The 12880-nt window shown below is 69.0% G+C and carries 14 protein-coding genes; 8 read left to right on the forward strand and 6 right to left on the reverse strand.

The genetic code is table 11. From position 1 onward, the window contains the following. The first annotated feature begins 101 nt into the window (after nt 1-101). From tuf to ACH5AO_RS07860, 3 genes are all read left to right on the forward strand, one after another. The gene (tuf, locus tag ACH5AO_RS07850; protein ID WP_217128206.1) at nt 102-1295 is read left to right on the forward strand and encodes an elongation factor Tu; all 1194 of its coding nucleotides are present in this window, start codon (nt 102-104) and stop codon (nt 1293-1295) included. 191 nt (nt 1296-1486) lie between these two features. Next, the gene (locus ACH5AO_RS07855) at nt 1487-2434 is read left to right on the forward strand and encodes a hypothetical protein (RefSeq protein WP_398922947.1); all 948 of its coding nucleotides are present in this window, start codon (nt 1487-1489) and stop codon (nt 2432-2434) included. Beyond that, on the forward strand, nt 2434-2691 hold the full coding sequence (locus ACH5AO_RS07860) for a hypothetical protein (protein WP_398922949.1): 258 nt from the start codon (nt 2434-2436) through the stop codon (nt 2689-2691). The genes ACH5AO_RS07855 and ACH5AO_RS07860 overlap by 1 nt, the downstream gene beginning before the upstream one ends. Before the next feature lie 243 nt (nt 2692-2934). Here ACH5AO_RS07860 and ACH5AO_RS07865 read toward each other — a convergent pair whose 3' ends face one another. Beyond that, a complete protein-coding gene (locus ACH5AO_RS07865; RefSeq protein WP_398922951.1) occupies nt 2935-3225 on the reverse strand; it encodes an SseB family protein in 291 nt (96 codons plus the stop codon). Between the two features lie 453 nt (nt 3226-3678). On the opposite strand from ACH5AO_RS07865, the gene ACH5AO_RS07870 reads away from it, so the two are divergent. Beyond that, nucleotides 3679-4878, forward strand: a complete 1200-nt coding sequence (locus tag ACH5AO_RS07870) for an endo-1,4-beta-xylanase (protein ID WP_398922953.1) — start codon at nt 3679-3681, stop codon at nt 4876-4878. Nucleotides 4879-4938: 60 nt separating this feature from the next. Here ACH5AO_RS07870 and ACH5AO_RS07875 read toward each other — a convergent pair whose 3' ends face one another. The 3 genes from ACH5AO_RS07875 to ACH5AO_RS07885 form a co-directional block, all read right to left on the reverse strand. Then, nucleotides 4939-5739, reverse strand: coding sequence for an SAM-dependent methyltransferase (locus tag ACH5AO_RS07875; RefSeq protein WP_398922955.1), 801 nt, complete (start codon nt 5737-5739; stop codon nt 4939-4941). A gap of 536 nt (nt 5740-6275) precedes the next feature. Then, on the reverse strand, nt 6276-6749 hold the full coding sequence (locus ACH5AO_RS07880) for an ATP-binding protein (protein ID WP_398922957.1): 474 nt from the start codon (nt 6747-6749) through the stop codon (nt 6276-6278). Nucleotides 6750-6893: 144 nt separating this feature from the next. After that, the gene (locus tag ACH5AO_RS07885; RefSeq protein WP_398922959.1) at nt 6894-7352 is read right to left on the reverse strand and encodes a hypothetical protein; all 459 of its coding nucleotides are present in this window, start codon (nt 7350-7352) and stop codon (nt 6894-6896) included. A 562-nt stretch (nt 7353-7914) separates the two neighbouring features. On the opposite strand from ACH5AO_RS07885, the gene ACH5AO_RS07890 reads away from it, so the two are divergent. Together ACH5AO_RS07890 and ACH5AO_RS07895 are read left to right on the forward strand one after the other, a co-directional pair. Further along, nucleotides 7915-8793, forward strand: a complete 879-nt coding sequence (locus tag ACH5AO_RS07890; protein WP_398922960.1) for a helix-turn-helix domain-containing protein — start codon at nt 7915-7917, stop codon at nt 8791-8793. After that, nucleotides 8790-8999 (forward strand): DUF397 domain-containing protein, encoded by a 210-nt coding sequence (locus ACH5AO_RS07895; protein ID WP_398922962.1) that lies wholly within the window; start codon nt 8790-8792, stop codon nt 8997-8999. Before ACH5AO_RS07890 ends, ACH5AO_RS07895 begins: the two co-directional genes overlap by 4 nt. Before the next feature lie 102 nt (nt 9000-9101). Here the strand turns inward: ACH5AO_RS07895 and ACH5AO_RS07900 are convergent, their stop codons facing one another. Further along, a complete protein-coding gene (locus ACH5AO_RS07900) occupies nt 9102-9656 on the reverse strand; it encodes an SUKH-4 family immunity protein (RefSeq protein WP_398922964.1) in 555 nt (184 codons plus the stop codon). 318 nt (nt 9657-9974) lie between these two features. Here ACH5AO_RS07900 and gdhA point away from each other — a divergent pair, with 318 nt between their 5' ends. Beyond that, nucleotides 9975-11333, forward strand: coding sequence for an NADP-specific glutamate dehydrogenase (gene gdhA, locus ACH5AO_RS07905; RefSeq protein WP_398922966.1), 1359 nt, complete (start codon nt 9975-9977; stop codon nt 11331-11333). Nucleotides 11334-11343: 10 nt separating this feature from the next. Here the strand turns inward: gdhA and ACH5AO_RS07910 are convergent, their stop codons facing one another. Next, nucleotides 11344-12105 (reverse strand): YqjF family protein, encoded by a 762-nt coding sequence (locus ACH5AO_RS07910; protein ID WP_398922968.1) that lies wholly within the window; start codon nt 12103-12105, stop codon nt 11344-11346. 337 nt (nt 12106-12442) lie between these two features. Here ACH5AO_RS07910 and ACH5AO_RS07915 point away from each other — a divergent pair, with 337 nt between their 5' ends. Continuing rightward, a complete protein-coding gene (locus ACH5AO_RS07915) occupies nt 12443-12868 on the forward strand; it encodes a hypothetical protein (RefSeq protein WP_398922969.1) in 426 nt (141 codons plus the stop codon). Nucleotides 12869-12880: the final 12 nt, after the last annotated feature.

Below are 12880 nucleotides of genomic sequence, written 5' to 3' on the forward strand. Positions count from 1 at the left end.
CGCCGTCACCCCGGCGGAATGTCCCGGGCCCGGGTTTCCCAGCAAAGATCACCTGGCGCCGATGAGTAAGGCGTACAGAACCACTCCACAGGAGGACCCCAGTGGCGAAGGCGAAGTTCGAGCGGACTAAGCCGCACGTCAACATCGGCACCATCGGTCACATCGACCACGGTAAGACGACCCTCACGGCCGCCATTACCAAGGTGCTGCACGACGCGTACCCGGACCTGAACGAGGCCTCGGCCTTCGACCAGATCGACAAGGCTCCCGAAGAGCGCCAGCGCGGTATCACCATCTCCATCGCGCACGTCGAGTACCAGACCGAGACGCGTCACTACGCCCACGTCGACTGCCCCGGTCACGCGGACTACATCAAGAACATGATCACGGGTGCGGCGCAGATGGACGGCGCCATCCTCGTGGTCGCCGCCACCGACGGCCCGATGCCGCAGACCAAGGAGCACGTGCTCCTGGCCCGCCAGGTCGGCGTTCCGTACATCGTCGTCGCCCTGAACAAGGCCGACATGGTGGACGACGAGGAGATCCTGGAGCTCGTCGAGCTCGAGGTCCGTGAGCTGCTCTCCGAGTACGAGTTCCCGGGCGACGACCTGCCGGTCGTCAAGGTCTCCGCTCTGAAGGCCCTCGAGGGCGACAAGGAGTGGGGCAACACCGTCCTCGAGCTGATGAAGGCCGTCGACGAGAACATCCCGCAGCCCGAGCGTGACGTCGACAAGCCGTTCCTGATGCCGATCGAGGACGTCTTCACGATCACCGGTCGTGGCACCGTCGTCACCGGTCGTATCGAGCGTGGTGTCCTCAAGGTCAACGAGACCGTCGACATCGTGGGCATCAAGCCGGAGAAGACCACCACCACGGTCACCGGCATCGAGATGTTCCGCAAGCTGCTCGACGAGGGCCAGGCCGGTGAGAACGTCGGTCTGCTGCTCCGCGGCATCAAGCGCGAGGACGTCGAGCGCGGCCAGGTCATCATCAAGCCCGGTTCGGTCACCCCGCACACCGAGTTCGAGGCCCAGGCCTACATCCTGTCGAAGGACGAGGGTGGCCGTCACACCCCGTTCTTCAACAACTACCGCCCGCAGTTCTACTTCCGTACGACGGACGTGACCGGCGTCGTGACCCTCCCCGAGGGCACCGAGATGGTCATGCCGGGTGACAACACCGAGATGAAGGTGGAGCTCATCCAGCCCGTCGCCATGGAGGAGGGCCTGAAGTTCGCCATCCGTGAGGGTGGCCGGACCGTGGGCGCCGGCCAGGTCACCAAGATCAACAAGTGAGCTTGCTGATCTGACCTGGTAGCTCCTGCCGCGAGCACCTGAGAGGGCCCGTACGACTTCGGTCGTACGGGCCCTTTCGCCTGTGCGGATGACCGTTCGGTGTCAACTCCGCGGCTGGAGGTGTCATTCGTTCGCGCGAACTACGGGGCATGTGCGAGCGGCACATGTCGTTCCGCCCATAACTTCGCCCCATGGTCAGCTCATCCCATGAGGCCCTGCACCGGATCTTCCAGCAGGACCCGGGCCTCTTCGCGCGCGTCGCCAGGAACCTCGGCGTCGCCTTCCCCCCACCTGTGTCCGCCTCCGAACTCTCCACCGATCTCACGGAGACGCAGCCGCTGGAGCGCCGGGTGGACACGCTGCTGCGGATGGAGACGGAGGACGGCAGTTTCGTCCTGGCGGTCGAGTCGCAGAGCGAGCCGGACCCGCCCAAGCCCGCAAGCTGGGCTTACTACCTCGCCCACGTGTACGCCAAGTACGGCGTCCCGCCGGTGCTCCTCGTCGTCTGCGCGGACCGGAGGACGGCCGCGTGGGCGGCCCAGCGGGTCGACATCGGTCCCCGCCAGTGGCCCTCGCTCACCCTGCGCCCCCTCGTCCTGGGGCCCGACGACGTGCCGGTGATCGCCAGCCCCGACGAGGCCGCTCGCGACATCCCGCTCACGGTCCTGTCAGCGGCGCTGCACCGCCGCGACCCGGACGCCGATGCCATACTGAACGCGCTGGCAAAGGCACTCAAGGGCCTGTCGGCCGACGACGAGAGCACCGCAGGCACCTTCATCGAACTCATGGAACAAGGCCTCGGCAAGACGCCGGCCGCGGACATCTGGAGGCACCTCATGGCCGTCGACCTCTCTTTCTTCCAGTCGCAGACCGCCCAGCAGCTCCGGGCCGAGGGGGAGACGAAGGGCTGGACGAAAGGCCGGGCGGAGGGCCGGGCGGAGGGCCGGGCGGAGGGCCGGGCGGAGGCTGTCCTGGTTCTGCTGGGTCACCGGGGTGTCGAGGTCAGTGAAGAGGACCGGGAACGGATCATCGGCTGCGGTGACCCCGACGCACTGGACCTGTGGCTCACGAGGGCCCTCACCGCGACGTCGACGGCGGAGATCTTCGCGCCGACCGGTGAGACGGGGCTCGCGGGCTGATGGACCTTTCCTGGTTCCAGTCACAGACGGCTCAGCAGCTCCGGGCCGAAGGGGAGACGAAGGGCTGGACGAGAGGCCGGGCGGAGGGCCGGGCGGAGGCTGTCCTGGTTCTGCTGGGTCACCGGGGTGTCGAGGTCAGTGAAGAGGACCAGGAACGCATCGCAGGCTGCTGGGACCTCGACACACTGCACGTCTGGCTCACCCGGGCCGTCACGGCGGCGTCGACGGCCGAGATCTTCGACGGCGCGGCCGGCTGACCCGGCTCGGTGGGGCGGTGCCGTCCCTCCCCACCGAGAAGCCCAGGTGCTCTTCACCGAGCCGATCGCCTCCCCGAGGAAGGCTCGCGGTGTGGAGAGGGGCAGGGGCAAGAGGGCGCGGGCCGACGCCGACCGCGTCGGCCATGCCGGGTTCCCTCGGCTCGCCCGGTGCGAGAGCCAGTTCCTTGGCCATCTCGTCGAGGCCGATCGCAGCCAGGTCGTTGCCGTTGCCGCCGTCCCCGGTCACCGAGGCGCGCCCCTTCGACGTGTCCGGTCCACGGCGAAGGTGTCGGGCACCACGCCCGGCACCGGCGGAAACAGCACCGCGTGCGCGGCGCCGTCGGCCGCGTCCGGAGTTGCTCCGCAGGGCGTACCGGTCCCCGGCACCGTCACCTCCGGCAGCCGTGCCTCGAGCACCGTCGGGGACGTCCACTCCCGGTGGGCTTCGTCCCGGCTCGGCGCGTACCGGGCCGACGCCGACTCGTCGGAGACGGTGAGGACCCAGCGGACGCCACCGAAGCGGCGGTGAGCCATCCACCGCCCACCGCTTCGGCGGCGTGACCAGTACCGCCATGTCCCGGAAGGTTTCCGGCGACGCGGTGAACTTCCGGCGGTGTTCCGCGACTTCCACATCGCAGGGCTCGGAGGGCTCGGCGGCCTGATGCGGCTTCACGGGATCGATACGCCGGCCCCGCGGACACGTGCCCGCACCCGGACGGGGGAGGGGGAGGACCCGGCGGAGCGGACGGCGACGGGCAGTGCGTCAGTCCGCCGGGGTCGCACGGTGGGGCACCGGCGAACTCATCGACACCTCACCCCGGACGCCCGGGGCGGCTCCGCTCCCCGCCCTCGGTCGCGGGGCGGGGAGCGGACCTGCGCACGGGTATTGACGCGCCGTTCGGCGAGACCTTAGCGTCCGCTCATCCCTAATGTTTCGGATTGGTTTTCGAAACATTCGAGAACGACGATCGGAATGAGACTCCCCGCATGAGATCCATTCGTTTCGCCACCGTGGCCCTCGCCACCGCCGCCCTGGCCCTGCCGCTCATGACGGGTTCGGCCGTCGCCGACCCGGCGGCCGGCGAGAAGGCCGCGCCGCACTCCCACGCCACGTCCGACCGGCTGCGCGAGGCCGCTCCCGAGGGCTTCGTCGTGGGCACAGCCGTGGCGGGCGGCGGCCACCACCTGGAGCAGAACTACCCGGACCCCTTCACGTACGACAAGGAGTACCGGAAGATCCTGGGGCGCCAGTTCAGCTCGGTCTCCCCCGAGAACCAGATGAAGTGGGACTACATCCACCCCGAGCGGGACCGCTACGACTTCGCGCAGGCCGACGCGATCGTCGCGTTCGCCAAGCGGAACCACCAGGTCGTACGCGGCCACACCCTGCTGTGGCACAGCCAGAACCCGGCGTGGCTGGAGGAGGGAGACTTCTCGAAGGAGGAGCTGCGCGCCATCCTGCGCGAGCACGTCACCACGGTCGTCGGCCGCTACGCCGGGAAGATCCAGCAGTGGGACGTCGCCAACGAGATCTTCGACGACCAGGGCAACCTGCGCACCCAGGACAACATCTGGATCCGCGAGCTGGGTCCGGGCATCGTCGCGGACGTCTTCCGGTGGGTCCACCGGATCGACCCCAAGGCGAAGCTGTTCTTCAACGACTACAACGTCGAGGGCGTCAACGCCAAGAGCGACGCCTACTACGCCCTCATCCAGGACCTGCTCGAACAGGGCGTGCCCGTCCACGGCTTCTCCGTCCAGGGCCACCTGAGCACGCGGTACGGCTTCCCGGGCGACCTGGAGGACAACCTGCGCCGGTTCGACGCGCTCGGCCTGGAGACCGCCGTCACCGAGCTGGACGTCCGCATGGACGTCCCCGAGGGCGGCACGCCCACCGAGGCGCAGGAGCGGCAGCAGGCCGACTACTACCAGCGGACGCTTCAGGCGTGCCTGGCCGTCGACGGCTGCAACTCGTTCACCATCTGGGGCTTCACCGACAAGTACTCGTGGGTCCCGGTGTTCTTCGAGGGCGAGGGCTTCGCGAACGTCATGACCGACGACTTCGACCGCAAGCCCGCCTTCTACGCCCTGCGGGACACGCTGAAGGAGGCGGCCCGGAAGGACGACTGCGAGAAGCACGGGAAGCACCACAAGCCCGGGAAGCACCACAAGCACGGGAAGGGCTGAGAACGCCCGGCAGGGCGGCCCCCGGCCGGAGGCCGCCCTGCCGTCCCGCTCCGCGAGGGCTCACCCCTTGCGGGCCACCGCCACGTACGCCCCGCTGTGGACGCCCTCCTGCCCGGGAACCGGCTCACCGAGCTCCGGGTGCCACTCCTCGGCCGCCACGATGCCGGGGGAGACGATCTCCAGCCCCTCGAAGAAGCGGGCGAACCGGTCCCGGCTGCGCATGTCCATGGTGAGCCCGCCCGCCCGGTACAGGTCGGTCACCTTCTTCGACGCCTCCTCCGGGTGGAAGTCGGGCGTGAGGTGGGACATGACCAGGTAACTGCCCGGCGCCAGCGCTTCCTTGAGCCGCTCCACCAGCTCGTACGCCCCGTCCTCGTCGCCGATGAAGTGCAGCAGCGCGATCAGGGAGAGCGCGACCGGCCGCTCGAAGTCCAGCGTCGTGCGGGCGTGTTCGACGATGGCGGCGGTGTCACGGGCGTCCGCCTGCACGTAGTCGACGGCCCCTTCGGGAGTGCCGCGCAGCAGCGCCTCGGCGTGGACCAGGACGATCGGGTCGTTGTCGCAGTACACGATCCGCGCGTCGGTGGCGACTTCCTGGGCCACCTGGTGCAGGTTCGGCTCCGTCGGGATACCGGTCCCGATGTCGAGGAACTGGCGCACGCCCTGGCCGGCCGTCCAGCGGGTGGCACGGTGCATGAACGCCCGGTTCATCCGTGCCATGACCGGAATGGGCGGCGCGAACGCCACGAGCTGCCGGCCCAGCTCCTCGTCCACCGGGTAGTTGTCCTTGCCGCCGAGGAACCAGTCGTACATCCGCGCGGGATGCGGCTTCCCGGTGTCGATCCATATCGGAGCGTCCATGCCGGAGTCCTGCTGGTCCACGTCGATTCCCCTTGTCCCGCACGGCAGTTGACCTCTTCCGGTCGTGATCGTCACGATAACCGGGCCTTGACCGGCGCGGTGCGCCGGGCGCCCGTCGCCCTGTGGTCCTGGGACACCTTCCGGGCGCGGCGCATCACTCCGGCCCCGGGGCCGATGAGTCGACGGAAGTGATCGACAGGGATTCCACCACCGCCGGGTCATGGAGGAGCACGCCCACCTCGATGGCGTCCGACAGCCCGCGACCGGTCGGATCCGCGCTGCTCAGCAGGGCGGTGTGCCGGTCTGAGGCCGGCGGCTTCGTCGGATTGCGGGCACCGGAGCACGAGGAGTCGGGTTCCGGTGCCGTAAGGGGTGGTTCGGGCCCGCACGGCGGCCGACAGGTGGGTGCCGTGCTGAAAACCGTGAGCAGTCGGCGAGGAAATGCCATACGGGCGCTCGAATGAGCGGTATGTGGACAGTGGTGGTCGGAGTGTGCACGTATCGCAGAATGAGTCTTGCCCAGGGACGGGGCGGCGTCAGCTCCCCGTCTCCCGCATCGAGGCACGGGACGCCGACGGTTCCGGTGGGACGAGGCGCAGTTCGGCCCAGACGGTCTTGCGCGGAAAGCGGTCCTCGGTCACACCCCAGCGGTCCGCGAGCGCCTCCACGAGAAGCAGGCCACGGCCCGACTCGATGTCGGAGGAGGGCGGTTGGAGCTCGGGCAGGTGCTCGCCCCGCGTGTCGGTGACCTCGATACGGAGTGTGTGGTCCACCACGTGGAACTCAAGACGGAAGTCACGGCCCGGGACGCGACCGTGGGTGACGGCGTTGGCCGCCAGTTCGGCCACGACAAGGCGTGCGGCGTCCGAGTCGTATCCCCAGCCGCGGAGTTGGGCGTCCGTGAGGAGGCGGGCGAGGCGGGCGCTGCGCGGGGTGGCGGACAGCAGCACGCTGAAGTGGGGGAAAGGGCTGGTCGGTTGAGCCGTGAGGCCGGCGGTTTCCTGATGCACGGCACTCAGAGTGAGGGCTCGCGTCCGTCACCATACGTGATTGCGGAGGCGCGTGCCGTGACTGTCGGTGACGTGTCCGGGGCTGTCGGCGTTGTCGGCGCGGCCCGCGTCGGGACTCCCCTCCCTTCTCGGGGAGGGGAACGGTCAGCGCTTGGGAACCTGGATGCTGACGCACCAGCGAACGGACTCCTCCGTCACCACGGTGAAGTGGACTTTTCGCGCCGAATCCAGATTCGTCTGGTTCGCCGTTCTCTCCACGCCCACACCGGAGCAGCCGACGGAGAACCCTCCGATTTTTTCGAGAGAGAGCTCGAGATCAACCGGCTTCGCACGTGAAATGCAGTTCACCTTGATCCAGGATTCTCCCTTCGGCAGTTCGATCGTGCCGAATTGCCGGACGCCGTGGTGAGGGCCTTCGGAGAGGATTTCCTCGTATCCGGCGTCCACCTCGGGGGCGGTCAGCGGTTCCTGGGGAGGAGGCGCGACGGTCGACGGGGTCGCGTCCGGAACGTTGGGCTTGTCCGAGCCGCCCTCGCCCGTGCAGGAGGTCAGCAACCCGCACAGGACGGCCGCCGTGGTGATGGCCGCACGACCGGATCGCATCAGGAACTCGTCTCCCGGAAGGCGGTTCCCGGAGTCGCGGCGGTAATGGCACACATGGCAACGACTGCGAATGCGGCGCGCTTCATTCTTTCCCCCAAGCAGGACTCGTGTGCGGCCGGGGGCTGGTCAACCCGCCCGGCTTATTGATCATGATCAGATCATGCCTTGGTCCGCATCGGGGGGCATCTGCCCGCCCCGTTGTTCAGTCGTTATTTCTTGAGTTTATTTTGAGCTTTCGCAAAAAGGGCGTCGATGGTTCCATTTCCCTTGCTTCGGGGGGGGCGATTAAATTAAATTTTGAAGCAGCCTGAGGGTGCTGCCCTTCTGGGATTTCAGCGACCTGGGAGAGGGCCGGTCATGAGTGTCCGGTGGAACGTAGTGCTCAAAAGTATGAATTATGTGTTTCTCCCCTTGGTGGTCCTGTCGCGATCTAGCGTGAGTGGTGGCGGATCTCCCTGCGTGTGGTGACTGTCCGCCGGCTGTCCGGTGCTGTCCGGGCTGTCGGGGTGGTTGGTACGGGTAGGGCGCCGCGGTACGGCGCGGGACGACGGAGGGGTGCGGCATGACGGCGGTGGACGGTGAGACGGTACGGCCCAGGGGTGAGGCGGACGAGCCGGGGTGGGAGGTGGATCCGGACGACGAGTGGGGCGTCGCGGTCATCACCACGGTGGGGCGGCAGTTGAAGTTGCGGCGCGAGGCTGCGGGGATGCGGGCAGGCCAGTTCGGGGCGGCGATCGGGTACGGGGAGGACCTTGTCTACAAGGTCGAGGGCGGGAAGCGGATTCCTCAGCGGGAGTATCTGGACAAGGCCGACGAGGTGTTGGGGGCGGATGGGCTGCTCTCGGCGGCCTGGGAGGACGTGAAGAAGGTCCGGTATCCGAAGAGCGTGCGAGCGCTGGCGGAACTGGAGGCCAAGGCGGTCGAGCTGGGGGTGTACGTCGGGCTCAGCATCCATGGGTTGTTGCAGACGCCGGAGCATGCGCGGGCTCTGTTCGACGCATGGCAACCGCCGTATTCAGAGGAGGAGGCTGAGAGCCTGGTCGCTGCTCGCATGGCTCGGAAGTCGATCTTCGAACGGCACCCTGCTCCAGCTCTCATCTTCGTCCTGGAAGAAGCGACGTTGCGTCGGCGCGTTGGGGGCACAATGGTCTGGCGGCAGCAGCTCGAACACCTGCTGGAGGTGGGGCGGTTGCGTAACGTCACGTTGCAGGTGATGCCTACCAGTGCGGGGGCTCATCCTGGGCTGGACGGCAGGATCGAGGTGCTGAAGTTCGCCGACGGTACGGCAGCAGGCCGTTCCGACGGCGCGTTCGGCGGTCGGCCGACCTTCGATCCGAAGCAGCTGCGGATCCTGGAGCTGCGGTATGGGACGATCCGGGCGCAGGCTCTCACTCCTCGGGAGTCACTGGCCTTCATCGAGCAAGTGCTGGGAGAGACATGATCCGCAAGGCTTCTACTGGGGACGTTTCTGAACTGGTTTGGTTCAAGAGCAGTTACAGCGATGGCCCCGATGGCAATTCCTGCGTGGAGATCGCGATAGCGCCCCGCACCATTCACGTCCGCGACTCCAAGGACGTGGCAGGCCCTCGGCTCGCACTCACGCCGAACGCATGGGCGAACTTCGTGACGTACGCGTCGGAGCACTGACACTCCGATCAACGACGGGCGCCCGCACCTGGTTGCCCGGAAGCGGGGCACGTTGCTGTGTGGCCTCAGGACACGTCCAGCGTGGAGAAGGGTCCGCCCGTCTCACCAGATGCCTTCGGCGACCTCGTCGAGGACGAGGTTCCACTGCGACTGGTCGTCCTCGAAGGGGAGGGGGTCGAAAGCCTCGATCCGCGCGCGCAACCGGTCGAGCTGCTCGTCGACGTCGGCCTCGTCGTCCCGCTCGTGCTCCTCGAACCTCTTGAAGAGGAGCAAGGCGTAGGCGAGGGACTCGACATCGCGGTGGAGTTGCGTGTACGAGTCCAGGGGTTCGCCCTCGCCGAACGCGTACACCCTCCCGCTCCCGGGGTCGAGGGCGATGAGGGAGGCGGCGAAGTGGGCGAGCACCAGCCAGGACCCGCACTCCTCGGGCAGAGGCCCGTCCTCGGGCCCGAACCACTCGGCCAGACCGATCGACTCCTCCTGGCCGACCCCGGCCTTCGACCTGAAGTACTCGTCGTCCGGAAGACCGACCCCGCTGAGGAAGTCCGCCGTCCGTACGTCGAGGCGGCTGCCCGGTTCCTCGTGGCGAGGGAAGCACACGACACCTGTGAGACCGAACGCGCTGAGGAATTCGTCCGCGGAGACTGCGAAGCTCATGGGAACCCTTGTGCTCGGTCGTGGGCGGTGGCCGATGCTACCGGTCGTGCGCAGGCCGGCTCGAAGGGTGCCGACCTGCCGTGGGTCGGCGGGACGCCGGAGTGAGCGGCGCCAGGCACCCGGACTCCGCACATGCCGTCCACATGGCGAACAATCCGGATCGGCTCTTGGTATCGAGTTAACACAGGAGTAACACTGGGAGGGTCGGCCGACCTGTCGTATACAACCGGGGCGGCCGCTGTCCTGCGCGCGGCAACGGCGCCGAGCGCCCATCACCGGCTATCTGTACCGGTGTCAGCCGCGCCAGAAAGGGACCCCGTGACCTCACGACCCGACCCCAAGACCTCGCTCGACCTGCTGCGCGCCGAGATCGAGCGCCGTAATCCTGCGGAACCCGAGTTCCACCAGGCCGCACGCGAGGTGCTGGACACCCTCGCCCCGGTGCTCGCGGCGCGCCCCGAGTACGCCGAGCCGGGGCTCGTCGCGCGGCTGGTCGAGCCGGAGCGGCAGATCATGTTCCGGGTGCCGTGGCAGGACGACCAGGGCCGGGTCCACGTCAACCGGGGCTTCCGGATCGAATACAACAGCGCCCTCGGCCCCTACAAGGGCGGCCTGCGCTTCCACCCCTCCGTGAACCTCGGAATCATCAAGTTCCTGGGCTTCGAGCAGATCTTCAAGAACGCCCTGACCGGGCTCGGCATCGGCGGCGGCAAGGGTGGCAGCGACTTCGACCCGCAGGGCCGCAGCGACGCCGAGGTCATGCGCTTCTGCCAGTCCTTCATGACCGAGCTGTACCGGCACATCGGCGAGTACACCGACATCCCGGCCGGTGACATCGGCGTCGGCGCCCGCGAGATCGGCTACCTCTTCGGCCAGTACCGGCGGATCACCAACCGCTGGGAGGGCGGCGTGCTCACCGGCAAGAGCGCCGGCTGGGGCGGCTCGCTGATCCGTCCGGAGGCGACCGGATACGGCAACGTGCTGTTCGCGGAGGCCATGCTGCGCGCCCGCGGCGAGGACCTGGAGGGGCAGACCGCGGTCGTCTCCGGCTCCGGCAACGTCGCGATCTACACCATCCAGAAGCTGACCGCCCTCGGCGCCAACCCGGTGACCTGCTCCGATTCCAGCGGCTACGTCGTCGACGAGAAGGGCATCGACCTCGACCTGCTGCGCCAGATCAAGGAGGTCGAGCGCGGCCGGGTGAGCGACTACGCCGAGCGCCGGGGCGCCTCCGCGCGGTTCGTGCTCGGCGGGCGGGTCTGGGAGGTCCCGGCCGACGTCGCCCTGCCGTCGGCGACCCAGAACGAACTGAACGCCGTCGACGCCGACGCCCTCATCCGCAACGGCGTGAAGGCGGTCTCCGAGGGCGCCAACATGCCGACCACGCCGGAGGCCGTGCAGCTGTTCCAGCGGGCCGGCGTCGCCTTCGGCCCCGGCAAGGCGGCCAACGCGGGCGGCGTCGCGGTCAGCGCGCTGGAGATGACCCAGAACGCGTCGCGCACGTCGTGGAAGGCCGACCAGGTCGAGGACGAGCTGGCCCGCATCATGACCGACATCCACACCACCTGCGCCGAGACCGCCGAGCGCTACGGCGCCCCCGGCGACTACGTGACCGGCGCGAACATCGCCGGCTTCGAGCGGGTGGCGGACGCGATGCTCGCGCAGGGCGTCATCTGACGCACCCGCGTCACGGTGTGGGGATGCCGGCCGGGCGGGCCGGGCGTCCGAAGCGGGCGGGGACGCCCGGTGAGTACAGCACGCTCACCGGCTCCCCGGCCGGCCTCGGCAGCCCGGCCGCGGTGACCAGGTCCTCCTCGCACTCCAGCAGCTCGGCCCGGTGCAGGGGCCAGCGCGGATGCGCGTTGGGCAGGTACATCGACCGCCCGAAGAAGGCGCCGTGCATGCCCCAGCGGGCGGTGAGGAAGTGCTCCAGCCCGGTCGGCTCCTCGATCGGCTCGCCCCGGCGCACGGTGATGCGTCCGCCGGCGCCCCGCGGGCCGGGCCAGCGCCGGGAGGCGGTGTACGTCACCGTGGCGCCGTCGAGGTGCTCCACCCGCATCCGGGACCAGAGGTACGGCATCCGGAACCCCAGCCGGCCGACCGCCACCGGGATCAGCCGGGCGGCGTCCAGGGAGCGGAAGACGACCCCGCGCCGCCCGTGCGCGTCCACCGAGTACAGGCGGACGTTGGTCTCCGGGAAGTCGCCGAGATAGGGGACACCCGGCAGTCGCAGCCACCCCACCCGGTGCATCCGGAACGCGACGAGACCGACGTACGTGACACCGTCCAGGGTGTCCGGCACGGTGCCCGGCGGCAGCAGCGGGGCCACGTCGGCCGGGTCCACCGCCCAGTGGACGAACGTCAGGTCCAGCCACGACTGGGTGAGCAGCGGACGCGCGATCGCCTCCGGCGGGTCGGGCGTGACGGGCTGGGGCGGTGTCGGCGGCACCACGCCAGTATCGCGAAGGCCACCGCCGGCCGTACGGCACGACGGACGAACGCGGCGGACACCACCCGGCACCCACCCCACAGGGCCCTGGCGACCGGCGCAAGGCCCCTCGGCAAGGCTCGACGCCGTACGGAAGCTCTCCCTCGACGCCCTCGCCCTCGCCCGCGCCCGCGAACACGAGGACGAGGCGGTACTCCTCACGGTGGCCGAACAGGACCAGGTGCATCACCTCGCGGTGTGACGTTCCGCGATGCCGCGATACCGTGTGCGACGACGATCACGCCTCCGACGCCGGTGTGGTCGTGCGGGGGAGTGACCGGAACGGGGAGGACGGTTCGTGGTGACGGGCACCGCCGGAACGGAGCGGACGGTCGGAACGAGGCTGAACCAGCTGCCCGCGGAGCGGGGCGGGGGAGCGCCGGCGGGCGGCAGGAAGGACCTGGCCTCGTCGCCCGCCGAGAAGAAGGCCGCCGCCAGGGCGATCGAGGAGCACATCGAACCCGACACGGCGAAAGCCGGACGGTGGGCGGACGAGGACACCGGCAGCGCGGTCAAGGCCTTCCGGGCGAAGGACGGGGACGGCTGGGTCACCTCGGCGGGGCTGAAGAAGGCCCACGAGACCTGGGGCGAGCAGGTGAAGAACCTGATGGACCGGCTCGACGCGGAGAAGAGCGCGCTGCGCAGCGCCAACACCGTGCTGCAGGACACGGATCTCGCGGTGGGCACCGAGGTCAGGCGGGTCTCCCCGCTCGACCGCTACTGACCGCGGACGACG

It is taken from the genome of Streptomyces sp. NPDC018964 (assembly GCF_044390325.1).
Taxonomy (GTDB): Bacteria; Actinomycetota; Actinomycetes; order Streptomycetales; family Streptomycetaceae; genus Streptomyces.

Coding starts and splice junctions, on each gene's coding strand:
- ACH5AO_RS07855 (WP_398922947.1), top strand. CDS start 1,487: ATGGTCAGCTCATCCCATGAGGCCCTGCACCGGATCTTCCAGCAGGAC.
- ACH5AO_RS07860 (WP_398922949.1), top strand. CDS start 2,434: ATGGACCTTTCCTGGTTCCAGTCACAGACGGCTCAGCAGCTCCGGGCC.
- ACH5AO_RS07865 (WP_398922951.1), bottom strand. CDS start 3,225: ATGGCTCACCGCCGCTTCGGTGGCGTCCGCTGGGTCCTCACCGTCTCC.
- ACH5AO_RS07870 (WP_398922953.1), top strand. CDS start 3,679: ATGAGATCCATTCGTTTCGCCACCGTGGCCCTCGCCACCGCCGCCCTG.
- ACH5AO_RS07875 (WP_398922955.1), bottom strand. CDS start 5,739: ATGGACGCTCCGATATGGATCGACACCGGGAAGCCGCATCCCGCGCGG.
- ACH5AO_RS07885 (WP_398922959.1), bottom strand. CDS start 7,352: ATGCGATCCGGTCGTGCGGCCATCACCACGGCGGCCGTCCTGTGCGGG.
- ACH5AO_RS07890 (WP_398922960.1), top strand. CDS start 7,915: ATGACGGCGGTGGACGGTGAGACGGTACGGCCCAGGGGTGAGGCGGAC.
- ACH5AO_RS07895 (WP_398922962.1), top strand. CDS start 8,790: ATGATCCGCAAGGCTTCTACTGGGGACGTTTCTGAACTGGTTTGGTTC.
- ACH5AO_RS07900 (WP_398922964.1), bottom strand. CDS start 9,656: ATGAGCTTCGCAGTCTCCGCGGACGAATTCCTCAGCGCGTTCGGTCTC.